This is a genomic window from Rhodocista pekingensis (assembly GCF_042665545.1).
Classification (GTDB): domain Bacteria; phylum Pseudomonadota; class Alphaproteobacteria; order Azospirillales; family Azospirillaceae; genus Rhodocista; species Rhodocista pekingensis.
In genome coordinates, this window is record NZ_JBHTCM010000004.1 from 671,836 (window position 1) to 690,572 (window position 18,737).

Genomic DNA, 18,737 nt, shown 5'->3' on the forward strand with positions numbered 1-18,737 from the left:
ATCGGGGCGGGAGTGGCCCTTGCAGACCCGCCCCCGCCCCGTCATATGCCATGCCAATAGGCAGCTTGTGCCATGTCGATAGGCAACTTGACCATATCAGTATGCTTTGTATGGTCAGGTCAAATCCCGACGCTGGTCGTGCAGAAATGATCGATGTTAAGACACTTTGCCTGGGCGTGCTGAGCCGCGGCGACGCCTCCGGTTACGAAATCCGGAAGGAGTTCGAGGAAGGACCTTTCAGCAATTTCAGCGATGCTGGCTTTGGTTCGATCTACCCAGCATTACGAAAACTGCTCGAAGATGGAATGATTTCCATCGCTCAGCATGGAACCGACGCAAGACCTGACAAGAAGGTCTACCGGATCACCGCGGCCGGCCGCCAGGTGCTGTGCCAGGCCGTGCTCCGGCATCCGGCTCCGGACCGGCTTCGCTCGGACTTCATGTTCATGATCCTGTTCAGCCATCTGATGCCGGCGCGCCATCTGGAACGGATTCTGACGGACCGCATCGAAGATTATGAGCGGCTGATCGAAGACATGGAGCGGCGGGAAAGTTGTGATGCAGCGCACAGCCCTCCTGGCGAGAAGTTCGTACATGGCCTAGGTTTGGCGATGCATCGCGCTGCGGCGGCCTACCTGGAGGAGCACCGGCACCAGTTGCTGGAAGGCATCCGTGTCCAGACGAAGGTTGCCGAATGAACGCGCCAGGACCTGACTGAGAAGACGGCGGAGTCCACCCGCCGCGGGGCGGGAGGGAATGAAGCGGTCCTATGTCGTTGCCCTGACGATCACGCTTGTCGCCGTGGTCTGGATGGCTTCCGGCCAGTTCGGCGGGGTAGTCGCCCAGGATGCGGCGCCCACCGAGGCTCCGCAGCAGGTGCGCGAGCTTGTCTCCGTGCGTGTCGCCGTGCTGGGGGCGGAGCCGTTGACCAGCGAGGTCGTGGTCAACGGCCGCAGCCAGGCCTTCCGCAGCGTCAGCATCAAGGCCGAGGTCCGCGGCCGGGTGGAAGCGATCCTGGCCGAGCGCGGCGCCGCCGTCGCGGCCGCGGCTCCCCTGGTCCGGATCGCGGTGGATGCCCGCCGCGCCGACCTGGAGGAGGCCCGCGCCAGAGTGGCCCTGCGCAAGACCGAGTGGGATGCCGCCCGCCGGCTGGCCGACCAGGGCTTCAGTTCCGAAATCCGCCGGGCCGAAACGAAGGCCGCCTACGAGGCAGCCCTCGCCGCCGTCAAGGCGGCGGAACTCGCCCTTGAGAAGACGGAGATCAAGGCCCCGTTCGAGGGGATCGTGGACAGCCGCCCGGTTGAACTGGGTGATTTCGTCGATGTCGGCGACCCGATCGCCACCATCGTGGATCTGGACCCGATCAAGTTCGTCGCCTATGTCGGCGAGCGTCATGTCCGCGACCTCTCCCTGGGCGGCATGGCCCATGCCCGTACCCTGTCCGGCGACGAGGTGGAGGGCCGCATCACCTTCATCGCCGCTGCGGCCGATCCCGACGCCCGCACCTTCCGCGTGGAGGTCGAGGCGCCGAACCCCGGACGCGCCATCGTGGACGGGCTGACCTCCTCGCTGCGCCTGCCGGTCGCCCAACGGACGGCACACCGGCTGAGCCCGGCCGTGCTGACACTGGACGATGCCGGCACCATCGGGGTGAAGACCGTCGATGCCGACGACATCGTGCGCTTCGTTCCTGTCAGGATCCTGTCCAGCGATCCGGCCGGGATCTGGGTGGGTGGCCTGCCCGACACGGCGACCGTGGTGATCGTCGGGCAGGAGTTCGTGGTGGACGGCCAGAAGGTGAAGCCCGTCAGCCAGCCAGGGGGCGTCTCGTGAGCGCGCTGATCGGCTGGGCCATCGGCCGCTCCCGCATGGTCATCGCGCTGTTCGTGCTGCTGCTGGTCGGCGGCGTCGGCGCCTATGCGACCATGCCGAAGGAGGCCGCACCGGACATCAACATCCCGATCATCTACGTCTCCGTCACCTACGAGGGCATCTCGCCCGAGGACGCCGAACGCCTGCTGGTCCGCCCGATCGAGCAGGAGGTGCGCACCATCGAAGGCGTCAAGGAGATGACCGCCAGCGCCTATCAGGGCGGGGCCAACGTGGTGCTGGAGTTCGAGGCGGGATTCGACGCCGACAGGGCGCTGGACGATGTGCGCCAGAAGGTCGATCTGGCCCGGCCGGAGCTGCCCGACGGGGTGGACGAGCCGCGGGTCAGCGAGGTCAACTTCTCCCTCTTTCCGGTGATCGTCGTCACCCTGTCGGGCGACGTGCCGGAGCGCACGCTGCTGCGGCTCGCCCGCGATCTGGAGGACCGGATCGAAGGATTGAGCGAGGTGCTGTCCGTCGATGTCAGCGGCGACCGCGAGGAGCTGGTCGAGGTCGTCATCGACCCGATGCTGCTGGAGAGCTACGGGCTGAACCCCAACGACATCATCACCCTGTTCGGGCGCTCCAACCGGCTGGTCGCGGCGGGCAATCTGGATACCGGCGCCGGCCGCTTCGCGGTCAAGGTGCCCGGCCTGTTCGAGACGGTGGACGATGTCCTGGACATGCCGATCAAGGTCAGCGGCGACAGCGCCGTGCGCTTCCGCGACGTGGCGGAGGTGCGTCGGACCTTCCGCGACCCGACCAGCTTTGCCCGTGTGAACGGCGAGCGCGCCATCGCGCTGGAGGTGGTGAAGCGCACCGGCGAGAACGTGATCGACACGATCGAGAAGGTCCGCACCGTCGTGGCCGAGGCACAGCGCACCTGGCCCGTCGCGGTGGCGGTCAGCTTCTCCCAGGACCAGTCGAACGAGATCCGGATGATGCTGTCCGATCTCACCAACAATCTCATCAGCGCCATCCTGCTGGTGATGATCGTCTGCATCGCCGCCCTGGGCGTGCAGGCCGGGCTGCTGGTGGGCGTGGCCATTCCGGGCTCGTTCCTGACCGGGCTGCTGGTGCTGATGGTGATGGGACTGTCCATCAACAACATCGTGCTGTTCAGCCTGATCATGGTCGTCGGCATGCTGGTCGATGGCGCCATCATCACCAACGAGTACGCTGACCGGAAGATGACGGAGGGGCTGAGCCCCCGCGAGTCCTACAGCCTTGCCGCGCAGCGCATGGCCTGGCCGATCATCACCTCGACGGCCACGACCCTGGCTGCCTTCGCCCCGCTGCTGTTCTGGCCGGGCATGGTCGGCGAGTTCATGAAGTTCCTGCCGATCACCCTGATCGCAACGCTCTCCGCCTCGATCCTGATGGCGCTGATCTTCATCCCGACGCTGGGATCGGTGTTCGGCCATGCCGGGCAGACGGACCCGGCCCTGATGAAGGCGCTGGCGGCGAGTGAAACGGGCGATCTGCGCACCCTGCGCGGCTTCACCGGCTTCTATGTCCGCCTGCTGGACCGCGCCCTCGACCATCCCGGCAAGGTGGTCGGCGCCGGATTCGCCGGGCTGGTCGCCGTCTGGGTCTACTACGCCACCCATGGCAACGGCGTGGAGTTCTTCCCGGAATCCGAGCCGCAGGTGGCGACCGTGATGGTCCATGCCCGTGGCAACATGTCGGTCTATGAGAAGGACCAGCTTGTCCGCGAGGTCGAGGAACGGGTCCTGGAGTTCAGCGCCGAGTTCAAGAGCGTTTACACCCGCACCATCGGGCAGAGCACCGGCGGCGGGGGCGGCATCATGGGCGACCAGGCCGAGGACGTGATCGGCCGTGTCGACATCCAGTTCCTGGACTGGGACGAGCGCCGCCCGGCCGACCGGATCCTGGCCGACATCCAGGCGCGGACGGCGGACCTGCCGGGTATCATCGTGGAGACGCGCAAGCAGGAGGACGGCCCGCCCGTCGGCAAGCCCATCCAGGTCGAGCTGTCATCGATCTACTCCGAACGCCTCCCGGCCGCGGTCGAGCATCTGCGCCGGGGGCTGGAGGAGGTCGGCGGCTTCGTCGGCATCGAGGACAGCCGCCCCCTGCCCGGCATCGACTGGCAGATCGCGGTGGACCGCGGGCAGGCCGCGAAGTTCGGCCTGGACGTCTCGGCGGTGGGCGACGCCGTGCGCCTCGTCACCAACGGGCTGATCCTGGAGACCTACCGGCCCGACGACAGCGAGGACGAGATCGACATCGTCGCCCGCTATCCGGTTGACTACCGGTCGCTCGACCAGCTCGACCTGATCCGGCTGCCGACGGCGCAGGGACTGGTGCCCATCAGCAACTTCGTCACCCGCGAACCGCACCCCACGGTCGGCGTCATCAACCGCACCGACAGCAAGCGGGTGATGGAGGTGAAGGCGGACGTTCCCCCCGGCGTGCTCGCCTCCGACAAGCTGCTGGAGTTGCAGGCCTGGCTGGAAGCCAACCCGCCGGACCCGACGGTCACCCTGACCTTCAAGGGCGAGGACGAGGAGCAGCGGGAGAGCGGGGCTTTCCTCACGCAGGCCTTCGCCGTGGCGCTGTTCCTGATCGCGGTCATCCTGATCGCGCAGTTCAACAGCTTCTACAGCACCGCCCTGATCCTCTCCGCCGTCATCATGTCCACGGTCGGGGTGCTGATCGGGCTGCTGCTGACCGGCCAGCCGTTCGGCATCGTCATGACCGGCATCGGCGTGATCTCGCTCGCCGGCATCGTGGTGAACAACAACATCGTCCTGATCGATACCTACGACCGCCTGCACAGGACGACGCCCAGCGCCCGGGAAGCCCTGCTGCGCACGGGCGCGCAGCGCCTGCGACCGGTGTTCCTGACCACGGTGACGACGGTGCTGGGGCTGATGCCGATGGTGTTCCAGGTCAACCTGGACTTCGTCAGCCGGGAGATCTCCGTCGGCGCGCCCTCCACCCAGTGGTGGGGCGGCTTCTCCACCGCCATCGCCTTCGGGCTGAGCTTCGCCACGGTGCTGACGCTGGTGGTGACGCCCTGCGCCCTGATGCTGCGGGAGAACATGATCGCCGCGCTGCGGCGGCTCTGGCCGTTCGGGCGCAGGCAGCGCCCCGGCGACGGTGACCGCCCCGGCGACCGCCGACCGCCGCTGGCCAAGGCGGCGGAGTAAGCGACACGGCAAAGACGGCGGGGGGCTCATGGCCCCCCCGCCGGCCGGATGCGCGGGCGGTCAGGACCGCGCCGCGCCGTCCTCTGCTGCTGCCTCAGCCACGGCGGGCGATCCGACCGGGGCCGAGCCGGAGACAGCATCCGCCTGCGTGGCCGACAGCCGCTCCGCCTCATCCTTCAGACGCTCATAGTGCTTCACGCTGAGGGGCAGGCTGCCGAGATAGGCGATGCCGATGACCGTCAACGTGGCCCAGGGCGCACTGACCAGCCCCGCAGCGATGGCGGCCACGCCGATCAGCACGAAGACGACGTAGCGGGGCGGGATGCGCAGCCCCTTGAGCGAGAAGGTCGGCAGGGCGCTGACCATCAGGGCCGCGATCACCACCACCCACGGCACCACCAGCCAGGAATGATCGAAGATGCCGGTGCCCAGCTCCAGGGTGGCGATCAGCGGCAGAATGGCGAGCCCGGCCCCGGCCGGGGCGGGCACGCCGGTGAAGTAGTTGTAGGCCCAGGCCGGCTTCTCCACCGCCATGCCCAGCGCCGTGTTGAACCGGGCCAGCCGCAGCGCCGCGCAGATGCCCAGCAGGACCGCCGCGATCCAGCCGAAGGTCCCGGCATCCTTGAGCACCCAGACATAGAGGATCATGGCCGGGGCGACGCCGAAGCTCACCACGTCCGAGAGGCTGTCCAGTTCCTCGCCGAACTTGCTCTGCGCGTTCAGCAGCCGGGCGATGCGGCCGTCCAGCGCATCGAAGACGGCGGCGACGACGATGGCGATCACCGCCGGCTCGAACCGGCCTTCCAGGCCGAAGCGCATCGCCGTCATGCCCGAGGCCAGGGCCAGGAGCGTCAGGACGTTGGGCAGCAGCTTGTTGACCGTCAGGCCGCGCAGGCGCGGCGGTCGGACCCGGCGGCCCCGCCGCCCGAACACCCGGGGCGGACGGACCATCAGCGGATCTCCCCCTGCCGTGCCGGCTCGACGCCGTAGAGGTCGGCCAGGATCGTCTCACCCGCCACCATGCGCTGCCCGACGCAGACGAGCGGCGGCGTGCCCTTGGGCAGGTAGACGTCGCAGCGGCTGCCGAAGCGGATCAGCCCGTAGCGCTCACCCGAGCGGACGGTCTGGCCCGGCTCGATGTGGCAGATGATGCGGCGGGCGACCAGGCCTGCGATCTGCACGACCGCGACCTCCCGCTCGTCCGGCAGGACGACGCGGACGGAGTTGCGCTCGTTCAGCTCGCTCGCCTTGTCCAGCGAGGCGTTCAGGAAGGCGCCCGGATGGTACTCCACGGCGCGGACCACGCCGTCCACCGGCATGCGGTTCACATGCACGTCGAAGACGTTCAGGAACACGCTGACGCGGGGCAGCGGCTCGGGCCCCATGCCCAGCTCCGGCGGCGGGGCGGCCTCGGTGATCATGGAGACGACGCCGTCGGCGGGGCTCACCACCAGTCCGTGGCCGACCGGGGTCACCCGGTCAGGGTCGCGGAAGAAGTAGGCGCACCAGCCGGTCAGGCCGAGGCCGATCCAGCCCAGGGCCGGGGACAGGGAGAAGAGAAGCGCCGCGACGACCGCGAAGGCGGCGATGAAGGGCCAGCCGGCACGGTGGATCGGGACGATGACGGTCTTGAGCGCGGACATGCGGTTGGAACACCCGGGTTGAGGAAAAGCGCATCCTAAAGACATGAGCGCCGGAAATTAAGCCCTTCCGCCGTCATGCAGGGATGACGTGGCGCCGCTGCGCCCTACCTCCATCGACATATTTCGAAATCGTACGCAAGTTGGGATTAACCGTTCCTTGCCTCCTGCGGCATCATGCGGTTCCCTCACCAAGGCAACCCACCATGCCCGTCCTGGTCCAGACCCGCGCGGTATCGCGCCCCCTCCGGCTTCTGGTGGCCGAGGACGAAGCCGTCATCGCCCTGGGCCTGAAGCAGGTCCTGCTCAGCGCGGGGTACGAGGTCTGCGCCATCGTCGCCACCGCCCGGGACGCGGTGGAGGCGGCCGGCCGGATGCACCCCGACCTGGTGCTGATGGACATCATGCTGCGCGACGGCGACGGTGTGGACGCGGCCTGCACCATCTGGGCGAGCTACCGCATCCGCAGCCTGTTCATGAGCGCGCTCGACGCGACAAGCCTGCACGACCGGGCCGCGGCCGCGTATCCGCTGGGGTTCCTCACCAAGCCCTACCGCTGCGAGGACCTGCTGTCCCGGCTGGAACAGGCCGCCCGCGTCAGGGTCGGCGCCTGACCAGCCTCCCCCCTTGCCATTGCCCGACTGTTCCCTGGCCCCGCCCCGATGCGCTATGAGGGGCACCGTCTGCTGCCGGGCGGAGCCATGATTTCCCAGCCTTCCTTTCCCCCGCTTCCCATCGACGGCATCCTGCCGGACCTGACTGCGACCCTGGACCGCACGGCCGCCGCCGTGCTCCAGGCCCCGCCGGGGGCCGGCAAGACGACGCGGGTACCGCTGGCCCTGCTGGACCGGCCCTGGACGGCGGACGGCCGCATCGTGATGCTGGAGCCGCGCCGGCTGGCCGCCCGCACCGCCGCCCGCCGCATGGCGGAGATGCTGGGCGAGGCCGTGGGCGAGACGGTCGGCTACCGGGTCCGCCTGGACTCGCGCGTTTCCGCCCGCACCCGCATCGAGGTGGTGACGGAGGGACTGTTCCTGCGCCGGCTCCAGGCCGATCCGGCACTGGAGGGCGTCGCCGCCGTCCTGTTCGACGAGTTCCACGAACGCAGCCTGGACGCCGATCTGGCGCTGACCTTCTGCCTCCAGTCGCAGGCCCTGCTGCGGCCGGACCTGCGCCTGCTGGTGATGTCCGCCACCCTGGACGGCGGACCGGTGGCGGAGCTGCTGGGCGGCGCGCCGGTGCTGACCAGCGAAGGCCGCGCCTATCCGGTGGAAACCCGCTGGATCGAGCCCGCCCCCGGCGACCGGGCGGAGGAGGCCGCGGCCCGCGACGTCCGGCGGGCGCTGGCGGAGGAGAGCGGCAGCGTGCTGGTCTTCCTGCCCGGCGGCGGCGAGATCCGCCGGGTGGAGCGGCTGCTGTCCGATCCGCCCCTGCGCGAGGGCATCCTGCTGACGCCGCTCTACGGCGACCTCTCGCTGGATGCCCAGGACGCCGCCATCCGTCCCGCCCCGGCCGGCCGGCGCAAGGTGGTTCTGGCGACCTCCATCGCCGAGACCAGCCTGACCATCGAGGGCATCCGGGTCGTGGTGGATGCCGGCCTCTCACGCATCGGCCGGTTCGACCCGCGCAGCGGCATGGGACGGCTGGAGACGGTGCGCGTCTCCCGCGCCTCGGCCGACCAGCGGCGCGGCCGCGCCGGCCGCCTGGAGCCCGGCGTCTGCTATAGGCTGTGGAGCGAAGCGGGCGACCGCGCCCTGATCCCCTTCACCCCGGCGGAGATCCTGCGCGCCGATCTGGCCCCGCTGGCCCTGGAACTGGCGCAGTGGGGCATCGCCGACGCGACGGAGCTGCCCTGGCTGGACCGGCCGCCGGAGGCCGCCCTTGCGCATGCCCGCGACCTGCTGCGCCAGCTCGGCGCCCTGGACGACGGGCTGCGCATCACCCCGCACGGCCGCCGGATGGCGGAGCTGGGGCTGCACCCGCGCCTCGCCCACATGGTCATCGCCGGCGCCGACCGGGGCCACAAGCGGCTGGCCTGCCGCATCGCCGCGCTGCTGGGGGAGCGCGACCTGCTGCGCGGCGGCGGGGGGCGCGATGCCGACCTGCGGCTGCGCCTTGACCTGCTGGAGGAGCGCCGGAGCGATCCGCGCGTGGACCGGGGCAGCCTGCACCAGGTCCGGGAATCGGCCCGGCAGCTCGAACGCCAGATCGACGGCCCGGCCGGGGACACCGGCAGCGATGCGGCCGGCGCCCTGCTGGCCCTGGCCTATCCCGACCGGATCGCGCAACGCCGGCCCGGCGCGCCGGGACAGTTCCGGCTGTCCGGCGGGCGCGGCGCGGCGCTGGACCCGACGGACCCGCTGGCGACAGCCGACTTCCTGGCGGTCGCCGACCTGGACGGCCAGGGGCGCGACGCCCGCATCTTCCTGGCCGCCCCGCTGACCCAGGCCGAGCTGGAGGAGGACTTCGCCGGCGAGCTGCGCCGCGAGGAGGTGGTGGCCTGGGACAGCCGGGAGCAGGCCGTGCTGGCCCGCCGTCGCCGCCGGCTGTTCGGGCTGGTGCTGAAGGACGAGCCCCTGGTGCCGCCGCCCGCGGACCGGGTGCTGCCCGCCCTGCTGGAGGGCATCCGGGAGATGGGCCTGTCCTGCCTGCCCTGGACGAAGGAGCTTGAGGCGTGGCGGCTGCGCGTCGGCTTCCTGCGCCGGACCCTGGGCGATCCATGGCCCGACATGGGCGACGCGGCCCTGCTGGACGGGCTGGAGGACTGGCTGGCCCCGTGGCTGTCCGGGGTCACCCGCCGCGGTCATCTGGACCGGATCGACCTGCACGGCGCCGTGACCGGGATGCTCGACTGGCAGGCGAAGCAGGAGCTGAACCGGCTGGCGCCGACCCATGTCACCGTGCCCACCGGCTCCCGCATCCCGATCGACTATGCGGCGGCGGAGCCGGTGCTGGCGGTGCGGCTCCAGGAGCTGTTCGGCGAGGCGGAGACGCCACGCATCGCCGGCGGACGGGTGCCGCTGCTGCTGCACCTGCTCTCGCCGGCGCACCGCCCGGTGCAGGTGACGCGCGACCTCGCCTCCTTCTGGGCGAACGCCTACCGCGAGGTGAAGAAGGACCTCGCCGGCCGCTATCCCCGGCACTACTGGCCGGACGATCCCTTGCAGGCGGAACCGACGGCACGGGCGAAGCGCCGGCCGCCCTCCTCCTGAGCGGAACCCACCATGGCGCCGGAATGACCCCGGCCGTCACTTCGCCACGGTGTCGGCCATGCGGGCGTTGCGGCTGCCCATCGGCCGTTCCGGTCCGGTGGTCGTATCGCGCGCCGTCTGGTGCTCCATCTCCGCATCCAGCTCCGCCCCGAGAAGCACCGCATAGGCGCCCAGATAGAGCCAGAGCAGCAGGATGATGCCGGCCCCCAGCGAGCCGTAGGTGGCGTTGTAGTCCGCGAAGTTGGTGATGTAGACGGAGAAGATGACGGACCCGACGATCCAGAGCAGGGTCGCCGCGGCCGACCCCCAGCTCACCCAGCGCCACCGCGCCCTGGCCCGACTGGGACCGTAGCGGTACAGCACCGCCAGGGCGAAGGCCAGCGCCAGGGCCAGCAGCGGCCAGCGCAGCAGACGAACGAGAATGTCCGCCGTTCCGCCGAGGCCGAGGAAGCCCAGCACCACCGGGGTGGCGATGACGACGGCGATCAGGAAGATCAGCAGCAGGATGAAGCCCAGCGTCAGGGCCAGCGCCGTCCCGGTGAAGTGGAGGAAGCTGCGCTTCTCCGCCTCCTCGTAGACGATGTTGAGCGCGCTCATGAGCGCCTTGACGCCGCTGGAAGCCGACCAGAGCGCGATCCCCAGGCTGAGGATCAGGCCGGTGCCGAGAGCACCGCCGGACTGGCTCGCCAGGGCATGGAGCTGCCCCACCAGAACCTCCCGGCCCTGCGCCGGCAGGACGGAGGCCAGGGCAGCCACCTGTTCTTCGACATGCTGCGGGTCGGCGACCAGCCCGTAGAGGGAGAAGGTCGCCGTCAGCGCCGGGAAGATCGCCAGCAGGGCCAGGAAGGCGACACCGGCGGCCACGACCCAGACATTGTCGCGGGACGATTCCGCCAGCGTGCGTTTCAGGATCGACCACCAGCCGCGGGCCGGAATCTGTCCGGGACTGTCGGCATGGCGGCCCTGCTGATCCGCCGCCGGGTCCGCCTCCCGATCGGTGTGCCGGGCGCCCCCGGTCATGCGGCCCTCTCCGCCGCCCCGTCTTCGGAGCCCGTGGCGCCGCGCGCCAGGCACTGTGCCAGCCGCTCCCGGGTTCGTCGTACCTCCATCAGACGGGCGGCGACGATCAGGTGCAGCTCACCCGGCAGGTCATGCGCCAGCGCCGCCCGGAAGCACTCCTCCGTCTCCGCCTCGGCCGCGGCGACGGCGTCGGGCAGATCCGCCCCGGTTCCGTCGGCAAGCAGCGCCTCGACCCGCCGCCAGCCGGCCAGTTGCACACCCCCCGGCGCATCGCCATGCACGGTCCAGCCGACCAGCCGGTGCAGTTCGGACTGCAAGAGCGCCGCCGTAAGGCCCCGCTCCTCCGCGGCCTCGCGCAGCAGGAGACGGGTCGGTCCCTCCGGCAGATGCATCCCGGCGCGGCGCAGGGCCCGCGTCGCCTGACGGGCGACCCCGACCAGATCGGCGACCAGCGCGGCCGCGGCGTGCTCCTCCGGGAGGGGGGCGCGCGGCATCGCAGCCGGGCGGGAACCGTCGCGCCGCAGCAGGTCGTAGGCGATCCAGGCGACGCCGGCGCCGATCAGCAGGAGCGGAAGCGGGTTGCGCCGGACGGCATCGACAAGGTCGTCCAGGATCGGGCCGACCTGACCGGCGTTCCGAAAGGCGCTGGTCGCGGACTCGACGAGTCGGTCCGGGCTGAGCCTGCCCTCCAGCGCCCGTAGTGTCTCCTCCATCCGGCCGCGGATGGCGTCGATCTCGCGTTCGATGTCAGCCGGGTCGCGGCTGGCGTGCGCGCGGCTGTTCCTGTCATCCTGCGCGGCACCGCCGCGCATCGTGTCCCGGGTATGGTCGGCACCGGCCATCGTCGGCTGTCCCCCTTCGGCTTGGCCGAAGGTGAACATCAGACCCTTCCCCAGGTTCCCCCCGGGGCCATGCGGATCGCTTGCGCGGCGTCAGGCGGCGACGTTGAGGTCGGACAGCTTGCGCAGCAGGTAGTTCAGGTCCTCGCTGGCCATCTCCTCGAACTGGGTGAGGATGCGCTCCAGCATGCGGCGGCGGTGCCGCTCCAGATCCTGCTCGCCGCCGTCGAACTCGGTCTCCCGCGCCACGTCCACGGCGACGCGGACGGCCGGATAGAGATTGCCCGGAAGGGAGGCCTTCTCGCACAGCGAGCGGAGACCCAGGCGGCCGGCATCGTGGATCAGCAGCCGGGCGTTGGCGGCCGGAACTCCAGCCAGCCGGCCCATGGCGACCTCGAAGAACGGCAGATCGCCCACGCAGAGGGCGCGCAGCAGCAGCGACGGGGTCAGCCGGCCGCCACGGGCGAGCTGGTCCACCAGCCGCTCCAGCTCATCCTCCCCCGCCTCGCCCACCAGGGCGTAGGTCGCACGCTCGCGGCTTTGCAGGATGATGTCGGCGGCGAAATCGGCCGGCAGGTCATGGCGGGCAGCGAGCTGCTGGCGGAGCTGCTCGGAAACCATGGTGACCAGCCGCTCGGCCACGGTCACCGGCAGTTTGCTGCGGTTGATCAGCGGGCCCTGCACGGTCTCGCTGCCGGGGAAACGGTCGAGCACGCGATCCATGGCGGTCGGCGTCACCGCCGCCTCTTCGTTCGCCATCAGCGCCGCGACCGCCTGTTCCGCGCCTTTGTCCACCAGAACGTCGGCGACCTTCTCGGTCACGTCGGGACGCTTGGCGACGGCCGTCTGCTTCTGCTCCGACCCGGTAAGGACGATCTCCATCAGGTCGGCTTCGCTCAACAGCGCCGACACCTCGATGAAGGGCAGCGCCACCTCCTCCACGTCGCGGGCAAGGCTCAGGGCCACGTCGCGCGGGATCGAGGTGCTGGTCTTGAGGCTGTCCGCCAGGGCGGAGCGGACCCGCACGGCCACGTCCTTGGCCATGATGCGGACGATGTCCTCCGCCAGCACGCGCTCGGAGGCCGAGAGGTGCTTGCCGGAGAACTGGCCCGCGACTTTCCCGGCCATGTCCGCCCGGGTCTGCGGGGACGGGTCCTGCAACAGCCGCAGAACGTCCTGTTGGCTCAGGGTATCGGACATGGGGGCGCTGTCATCCTGCCGTGACACGGGGAAGCCCTGCCCGCAAAGGAGGCGGACCATCGGATAGTTTTAAAGCAGGACGGGCCGGTTTGCGAAGGCAATTTACAGCAGGGACTCAGCGCCTGCCGCCCGCCTGACGCAGGCCACGCCGCATCCGGCGCATGGCCGCTTCCACCGCCGCCATGTCGGCGTCGAGATCGACCGCCGTCTCCGACGGGACCTCCAGCCCCCGGTCGTCGTAGACATAGCTGTCGGGGTGCTCCGCCTGCCAGAGCGCGACCGCCGCGTCGCGCTGTATCAGCAGCGTGGCGATCCGTGGCCGGTAGAAACGCACCAGGGCCGTGATCCAGCGGTTCAGCGGCCAGCTCGGCCGGGCATGGTCCACGACGAAGCCGTCGAGCATGCGGACCACGTCTTCTGCCCGGTACCAGGTCTCCCCCGTCACCCAGCGGTTCGTCGTGAACAGGCGGATCGGCCGGCCCGACCTGTCCATGGAGATGCCGACCAGATGGGCCAGGGCATCGTTGCCGTCCTCGTCCGGTTCCAGGTCCGGCAGGACGACGGGCCTGATCCCCTCGGGCATGCCCAACGGGCGCAGGAAGGTGTGGAAATGGCCGTGCTCACCCTCCACCCGCTCCTCCGGGGGATGGGCGTGATAGTAGAACTGGGCGTGGTACTCGCTGTCATAGACGTCGCTGGGCGGGTAGTGGCGCCACTCGTAGAACGGACCGGCCCCGCGCAGCACCTCGGAGATGACGTTGTCGCCCGTCTTCGCCAGGACACGGGCGCAGAGTGCGACCTCCCGCGCGGCCTCGGTCAGGGCCTCCAGCTCATCCTGGGTCAGCAGGTCCAGATCGCCCATGACACCCTTCGCGGAGAGGTCACCGCCCCCGTGGCAGCCACGCAGGACGGCCGCAGCAAAACGCCGCCACCCCTACTCTAGTTGTGGTCAAGACCCGTGGGAAGCACCCTTCGGGCACCGATCGGTCAGATGGGCGCCGCAATGGCCGCATCCCAGGGGGGCTGGTGTGTGGTGCTTGCGGGCATCAGGGCGAGGCCAGCCCGGCCTCCGTCAGGGCACGCTCCGCCCCGGGGTGGCGCGGCGCCACCGCCACGGGTCCGGCCAGGGTGTCGCGGCCGACCGCGCGCAGCGCCGGATGCAGGCCCCCCAGATCCTCCGCCCGGTCCAGAATGCTGCGGGTCAGGTCGTGGATGACCCCCTCGTCCGCCGCGGCCGCGGTCACCAGCATCGCCGCCACGCCGACGGAGGGCACGTCCTCGTCGGCACCGGGATAGAGCCCGCCCGGGATCACCGCCTTCACGAGGTCCGAGCGCTCGGCGACGAGCGCCTCGACGGGCGCGCCCTCGATGGGCACGAAGACGCCGCTGCATCCTGTCACCGCCTGCATGACGGCACCGTTGGGATGGCCCGCGGCGAAGACGACAGCCTCGGCCCGGCCGTCGCACAGAGATTCTCCCTGCCGGTCGGGCGGCAGATCGGACAGGCCGGCGAGGTCGGCGTCGGTCCAGCCGAAGCGCCGGGCCACCGTCTCGAACAGGGTGCGGACGGCCGATCCGGCCGGGCCGGCATTGACCGTCCGCCCCTTGAGGTCGGCGAAACCGGCGATGCCCGAATCCGGCGTGGCCAGGATCGCCAGCGTCTCGGCATGCAGCGTCAGCACGGTCCGCAGGTCGGCGAAGGGACCGGCGGCGGCGAACCGCCCCTCCCCCGTGAAGGCCTGCCGCACCCAGTCCGACTGGGCGATGGCGAGGTCGATCTCCCCCGCCCGCAGGGCGTTGAGGTTGAAGACCGATCCCTCCGTCGCCTCCACGAGGCAGCGCACCCGGCCGTCGCGGTTGGCGAGGCTGCACAGCGCAGCCCCCACCGGCAGGTAGAGGCCGGTGACGGCTCCCGTGCCCAGCACCAGATCCCGGGGGGCTGGCTTGGCCGCCGGCGGCGCCATGGCCGGCTGGGTGGCGGCGGTCTGTGCTGCCGTGTTCCGGGCGGCGGCAGCGACCGACGGGGCCAGGAGGGCGGGAACCGCAAGCGCGGCGCCGAGCAGCGAGCGTCGGGGGATCGTCACGGGATGAACCGGTCGTTGCGGAGAGGAATCAGCGATCGAGGGCGGCCGGGATCGGATCGGCCTCGACGTTCGCGTGGCCCTGGCGGATCGTCCATTCGACCATCCGGCGCATGACAGCCTCCAGCGCCCCGTCCATGGCCTCGATCATGTCCGTGAAGGCAGCGCCCTTGGCGGGCACCTGGGCCGCGAAGGATTCGCTGGCGATGATGATCCGGCGCGGCATCCGCACCAGCTTCGCCGTCATGCGCACACGACCGACGGGACGGCTCTCCCCAGGGGTGCCGCCATTGTATTCGGCCTGAAAGTCGCGCAGATCCGTCTTCAGGATGAAGTCGGCACGCAGGCCGGTGGCCTCGCGGCCGACGGCGACGATCCGGTTGCTGTTCTCGAAGGATTCGATCAGCAGGAGCTGCGCCATCGACGGTGCCCGATCGACCCAGTTGGCACCGGCGAAGTAGGTGAGACGGCTCTGCGTCTCGCCGAGCGCGATGCGGGCGGTATCGATGCCGGTGTTCGCCAGCGGCGTCTCCACCAGGAGCTGCCAGTCCACCCGCGGCAGGCCGGCCGTGAACTCCTTCGCCGGGGACAGCACGTAGAGCCGCGGCGGCGGCGGCGGCGTCAGAACGTCCGCCACGGTGCAGCCCCCCAGCAGCGGCAGGGTCGCGGTCAGTCCCAGCAGCCGCCGACGGTTGGGATCGAACGTCATTTCACCTCCACGCCTGTGCGGCCGGTCCCGAAGATCAGTTGCGACGGATCACGCTCCAGCCGGCCGGTCACCCGAGACAGGTTCGCCGCCAGATCCTGGAGCTGGATCGTCAGGGCGCCGAACTCATAGAGCGTCGAGTTCGTGAAATCGCGGATCGGCTCACGGTTCTCATGCACCATATGCCGGATCTCCTCCGCCGTCGTCGCCAGCGACGAGGTCAGCCGGGTCAGGTCACGGGAGGTCTTGGCAAGCTCGGCCGCGACCGTCTGCACGTCCGCCCCGACCCCGGCGACCACCTTGTTGGCGTTGCCCAGGAGCTGGTTCGCCTGCCGGCTGACGGCCTTCACCTCGGTGCGCAGCTCACCGACGAGCTGGTCGGCGTTCCGCATGGTCGTGTTGGCGCCGTCGCTTGCCGCCGCGAGATTGCCCAGGATGGCGGCGAAGGCCTTCTGGTTCTCGTCGTTCAGCAGGGTGGAGACCTTCTCCGAAATGGCGATCAGGTTGCCCAGGAGCTGCGGCGCCTGCGCCAGCACCTCCGCGATGGAGCTGGGGCGCGACGGGATGACCGGGATGTCCCCGTCCGGCGACTCCAGCAGCGGTGCGTCGCGGGACCCGCCGGCGATCTCGACATAGACCCCGCCGGTGACGCCGACCGGCTCCAGCGAGGCGAGGGCGTCGGTCTTGATCGGCGTGTCCTCCGGCACCTCCACCATCACCTGCACCCGCTCCACGTTGTCGGGATCGATGCGGATGTCCGTCACCGTGCCGACGGCGACGCCGCGGTAACGGACCGGGCTGCCTTCGACCAGTCCCGTCACCGTGCCGGTGAAGTAGATGCGGTACGGCGTCGTCGCTCCTTCGAGCTGGACCTTCGCCAGCCAGACGACGAAGACGAACAACCCCGCGACAAGCGCGAGCACGAAGGCACCGACGATGGTGTAGCTGGCCTTGTTCTCCATCCGCTCACTCCTTCGCCGCACGCGCAGCGCGGCCCCGCGGACCATGGAAATAGTCGCGGATCCAGGGATGCTCTTCCTGCACCAGGGTTTCTGTGGTGCCGACAATCAGGCGCTTGTCGATCAGGACGGCGATACGGTCGCAGATCGCGTAGAGGCTGTCGAGGTCGTGGGTCACCATGAAGACGGTCAGCCCCAGGCTGCGCTTCAGGTTGCCGATCAGTTCGTCGAACGCGGCGGCACCGATCGGGTCCAGCCCCGCGGTGGGCTCGTCCAGGAACAGGATCTCCGGGTCTAGCGCCAGGGCGCGGGCGAGACCCGCGCGCTTACGCATGCCGCCGGAGAGCTGCGAGGGGTACTTGGCGCCGGCATCGGCCGGCAGCCCGACCATGGACACCTTCACCCGCGCGATCTGCTCCATCATACCCGGCGGAAGGGCGGCATGCTCCTTCAGCGGGACCATGATGTTCTCCAGCACCGTCAGGGAGCTGAACAGCGCCCCGTCCTGGAACAGCACGCCCCAGCGGGACTGCATCCGGCGCACCGAGTCCGCGTCCAGGCCGGCGGTGTCCTGCCCGAACACCTCGATGCGACCGCCGCTCGGTCGGATCAGCCCGATGATCTCCCGCAGCAGCACGGACTTGCCCGTGCCGGAACCGCCGACCAGCCCCAGCACCTCACCCCGGTAGACGTCCAGATCCACCCCGGCATGCACCACCTGGGCGCCGAACTGCGTGCGCAGGCCGCGCACGCGGATCACCGCCTCGCGGCCGCCGCCCGGCTCAGATGCCGAGGTAGGAGAAGAGGATGGAGAAGAGTGCATCGAGGACGATCACGAGGAAGATGGAGACGACGACCGAGCGGGTGGTGAGCTGGCCCACACTCTGGGCGCTGCCGGTCACGCGCAGCCCCTCGTAGCAGCCGACCAGGGCGATGACGATGGCGAACACCGGCGCCTTGACCAGACCGACGAACAGGGTGGTTTCGTTGACCGCGAGCTGGAGCTGCTTGAGGAACTGCCCGAAGGTGATGTCGAGATAGCTGTAGGCCATCACGGCGCCGCCGAACAGCGCCACCACGTTGGCGTAGAAGCCCAGCAGCGGCAGTGCGACCATCAGCGCCAGCAGCCGTGGCAGGACCAGCAGCTCCACCGGGTCCAGGCCCAGCGTGCGCATGGCGTCCACCTCCTGGTTCACCTTCATGGTGCCGATCTGCGCCGTGAAGGCGGACCCGGAGCGGCCGGCGACGATGATCGACGTCATCAGGATGCCGATCTCGCGCAGGACGCCGATGCCCAGCAGGTTGACGACGAAGATCTCCGCCCCGAACAGACGGAGCTGGTCGGCGCCCTGGTAGGCCAGGACGATGCCGATCAGGAAGGACAGCAGGCCGACGATGGGCAGGGCGTTCAGGCCGACCTGCTCCAGATGGAAGACGAAGGGGGTCAGCCGGAACCGGCGCGGCTGGCGCACCAGCCGCAGGGCCGTGATGGTGACCATGCCCAGGAAGCCGAGGAGCTGCGCGGCATCCTGCCCCGCCTCCACGGTCGCCCGGCCGACCCGCTCCAGCAGGTCGTGCATCGGCTGGTGGCGCGGGAGCGCGGGCGCGTCCGTCCGGGAGGCGCGGCGCACCTCGCGCAGCAGGGCGCAGAGATCGGGCCGGGCGCCGACGATGGCGACGGTATGGCCCTCGGCGCGCAGCCGCTCCGCCAGCCGGTCGATCAGCAGCGCGCCGGCGGTGTCCAGCGCGACCAGACCGCTCAGGTCGATGCAGACGGGGGACGCGGGCCGGTCCGGTCCCGCCGTGCGCAGCCGCTGGTCCAGGCGCGGCACGGCCGACAGGTCCCAGCGGCCACCCGCCGCCAGGACCCACTGGTCCTCCTCCCAGGCCGTACTGATCCAGCCGGGGTCCGTCGTCGCTTCAGCTCCTGCCCGCATGCCTCACTCCGCGCCGGGGTGCGCCCTTCCGAGGCGGCCTGCCCACTTGACAGGAACCGCCCCGGCCGGTCAACACCGGCCGGTCAACGGGTTCCGGG

Annotated in this window: 16 protein-coding genes; 5 read left to right on the forward strand and 11 right to left on the reverse strand. The window is 70.3% G+C overall.

What is annotated here, in order from left to right; genetic code table 11:
• Nucleotides 1–146 precede the first annotated feature (146 nt).
• From ACFQPS_RS03785 to ACFQPS_RS03795, 3 genes are read left to right on the forward strand one after another with little or no spacing between them, the layout of a single operon-like run.
• The gene (locus ACFQPS_RS03785; protein WP_377356553.1) at nt 147–698 is read left to right on the forward strand and encodes a PadR family transcriptional regulator; all 552 of its coding nucleotides are present in this window, start codon (nt 147–149) and stop codon (nt 696–698) included.
• Between the two features lie 58 nt (nt 699–756).
• Entirely contained in the window at nt 757–1,833 is a 1,077-nt protein-coding gene (locus tag ACFQPS_RS03790) for an efflux RND transporter periplasmic adaptor subunit (RefSeq protein ID WP_377356554.1), read from the forward strand.
• Nucleotides 1,830–5,045 carry an efflux RND transporter permease subunit gene (locus tag ACFQPS_RS03795; protein WP_377356555.1) on the forward strand — a complete coding sequence of 1,072 codons (3,216 nt, stop codon included), beginning with the start codon at nt 1,830–1,832 and terminating at the stop codon, nt 5,043–5,045. Before ACFQPS_RS03790 ends, ACFQPS_RS03795 begins: the two co-directional genes overlap by 4 nt.
• 60 nt (nt 5,046–5,105) lie before the next feature.
• On the opposite strand, the gene pssA is transcribed toward ACFQPS_RS03795, so the two are convergent.
• Together pssA and ACFQPS_RS03805 are read right to left on the reverse strand one after the other, a co-directional pair.
• The gene (gene pssA, locus ACFQPS_RS03800) at nt 5,106–5,996 is read right to left on the reverse strand and encodes a CDP-diacylglycerol--serine O-phosphatidyltransferase (protein ID WP_377356557.1); all 891 of its coding nucleotides are present in this window, start codon (nt 5,994–5,996) and stop codon (nt 5,106–5,108) included.
• Nucleotides 5,996–6,688: a phosphatidylserine decarboxylase gene (locus ACFQPS_RS03805; protein WP_012566623.1), complete on the reverse strand. Its 693-nt coding sequence runs from the start codon at nt 6,686–6,688 to the stop codon at nt 5,996–5,998. Before ACFQPS_RS03805 ends, pssA begins: the two co-directional genes overlap by 1 nt.
• Before the next feature lie 203 nt (nt 6,689–6,891).
• Here ACFQPS_RS03805 and ACFQPS_RS03810 point away from each other — a divergent pair, with 203 nt between their 5' ends.
• Complete coding sequence (locus ACFQPS_RS03810; RefSeq protein ID WP_377356560.1) at nt 6,892–7,299, forward strand: response regulator; 408 nt, start codon at nt 6,892–6,894, stop codon at nt 7,297–7,299.
• 87 nt (nt 7,300–7,386) lie between these two features.
• Nucleotides 7,387–9,897, forward strand: a complete 2,511-nt coding sequence (hrpB, locus tag ACFQPS_RS03815; RefSeq protein WP_377356562.1) for an ATP-dependent helicase HrpB — start codon at nt 7,387–7,389, stop codon at nt 9,895–9,897.
• Nucleotides 9,898–9,933: 36 nt separating this feature from the next.
• On the opposite strand, the gene ACFQPS_RS03820 is transcribed toward hrpB, so the two are convergent.
• From ACFQPS_RS03820 to ACFQPS_RS03860, 9 genes are all read right to left on the reverse strand, one after another.
• Nucleotides 9,934–10,917, reverse strand: a complete 984-nt coding sequence (locus ACFQPS_RS03820; protein ID WP_377356564.1) for a YihY/virulence factor BrkB family protein — start codon at nt 10,915–10,917, stop codon at nt 9,934–9,936.
• Nucleotides 10,914–11,798 (reverse strand): DUF3618 domain-containing protein, encoded by an 885-nt coding sequence (locus ACFQPS_RS03825; RefSeq protein ID WP_377356566.1) that lies wholly within the window; start codon nt 11,796–11,798, stop codon nt 10,914–10,916. Before ACFQPS_RS03825 ends, ACFQPS_RS03820 begins: the two co-directional genes overlap by 4 nt.
• Nucleotides 11,799–11,849: 51 nt before the next feature.
• Nucleotides 11,850–12,956, reverse strand: coding sequence for a SpbR family protein (spbR, locus tag ACFQPS_RS03830; protein ID WP_377356568.1), 1,107 nt, complete (start codon nt 12,954–12,956; stop codon nt 11,850–11,852).
• Between the two features lie 115 nt (nt 12,957–13,071).
• Complete coding sequence (locus ACFQPS_RS03835) at nt 13,072–13,818, reverse strand: DUF6969 family protein (RefSeq protein ID WP_377356570.1); 747 nt, start codon at nt 13,816–13,818, stop codon at nt 13,072–13,074.
• 184 nt (nt 13,819–14,002) lie between these two features.
• Nucleotides 14,003–15,040 carry a TAXI family TRAP transporter solute-binding subunit gene (locus ACFQPS_RS03840; protein WP_377356571.1) on the reverse strand — a complete coding sequence of 346 codons (1,038 nt, stop codon included), beginning with the start codon at nt 15,038–15,040 and terminating at the stop codon, nt 14,003–14,005.
• A 28-nt stretch (nt 15,041–15,068) separates the two neighbouring features.
• The gene (locus ACFQPS_RS03845) at nt 15,069–15,746 is read right to left on the reverse strand and encodes an ABC-type transport auxiliary lipoprotein family protein (RefSeq protein ID WP_377356572.1); all 678 of its coding nucleotides are present in this window, start codon (nt 15,744–15,746) and stop codon (nt 15,069–15,071) included.
• Entirely contained in the window at nt 15,743–16,705 is a 963-nt protein-coding gene (locus ACFQPS_RS03850) for an MlaD family protein (protein WP_377356574.1), read from the reverse strand. Before ACFQPS_RS03850 ends, ACFQPS_RS03845 begins: the two co-directional genes overlap by 4 nt.
• Nucleotides 16,706–16,709: 4 nt before the next feature.
• Entirely contained in the window at nt 16,710–17,525 is an 816-nt protein-coding gene (locus ACFQPS_RS03855; RefSeq protein WP_377356575.1) for an ABC transporter ATP-binding protein, read from the reverse strand.
• On the reverse strand, nt 17,485–18,639 hold the full coding sequence (locus tag ACFQPS_RS03860) for an MlaE family lipid ABC transporter permease subunit (RefSeq protein ID WP_377356577.1): 1,155 nt from the start codon (nt 18,637–18,639) through the stop codon (nt 17,485–17,487). Before ACFQPS_RS03860 ends, ACFQPS_RS03855 begins: the two co-directional genes overlap by 41 nt.
• Nucleotides 18,640–18,737: the final 98 nt, after the last annotated feature.

What these genes read in the sequence shown, in the direction of transcription:
- ACFQPS_RS03785 (WP_377356553.1), top strand. Translation starts at nt 147, where the DNA reads ATGATCGATGTTAAGACACTTTGCCTGGGCGTGCTGAGCCGCGGCGAC.
- ACFQPS_RS03790 (WP_377356554.1), top strand. Translation starts at nt 757, where the DNA reads ATGAAGCGGTCCTATGTCGTTGCCCTGACGATCACGCTTGTCGCCGTG.
- pssA (WP_377356557.1), bottom strand. Translation starts at nt 5,996, where the DNA reads ATGGTCCGTCCGCCCCGGGTGTTCGGGCGGCGGGGCCGCCGGGTCCGA.
- ACFQPS_RS03805 (WP_012566623.1), bottom strand. Translation starts at nt 6,688, where the DNA reads ATGTCCGCGCTCAAGACCGTCATCGTCCCGATCCACCGTGCCGGCTGG.
- ACFQPS_RS03810 (WP_377356560.1), top strand. Translation starts at nt 6,892, where the DNA reads ATGCCCGTCCTGGTCCAGACCCGCGCGGTATCGCGCCCCCTCCGGCTT.
- hrpB (WP_377356562.1), top strand. Translation starts at nt 7,387, where the DNA reads ATGATTTCCCAGCCTTCCTTTCCCCCGCTTCCCATCGACGGCATCCTG.
- ACFQPS_RS03820 (WP_377356564.1), bottom strand. Translation starts at nt 10,917, where the DNA reads ATGACCGGGGGCGCCCGGCACACCGATCGGGAGGCGGACCCGGCGGCG.
- ACFQPS_RS03825 (WP_377356566.1), bottom strand. Translation starts at nt 11,798, where the DNA reads ATGTTCACCTTCGGCCAAGCCGAAGGGGGACAGCCGACGATGGCCGGT.
- spbR (WP_377356568.1), bottom strand. Translation starts at nt 12,956, where the DNA reads ATGTCCGATACCCTGAGCCAACAGGACGTTCTGCGGCTGTTGCAGGAC.
- ACFQPS_RS03835 (WP_377356570.1), bottom strand. Translation starts at nt 13,818, where the DNA reads ATGGGCGATCTGGACCTGCTGACCCAGGATGAGCTGGAGGCCCTGACC.
- ACFQPS_RS03845 (WP_377356572.1), bottom strand. Translation starts at nt 15,746, where the DNA reads ATGACGTTCGATCCCAACCGTCGGCGGCTGCTGGGACTGACCGCGACC.
- ACFQPS_RS03850 (WP_377356574.1), bottom strand. Translation starts at nt 16,705, where the DNA reads ATGGAGAACAAGGCCAGCTACACCATCGTCGGTGCCTTCGTGCTCGCG.
- ACFQPS_RS03855 (WP_377356575.1), bottom strand. Translation starts at nt 17,525, where the DNA reads ATGCACTCTTCTCCATCCTCTTCTCCTACCTCGGCATCTGAGCCGGGC.
- ACFQPS_RS03860 (WP_377356577.1), bottom strand. Translation starts at nt 18,639, where the DNA reads ATGCGGGCAGGAGCTGAAGCGACGACGGACCCCGGCTGGATCAGTACG.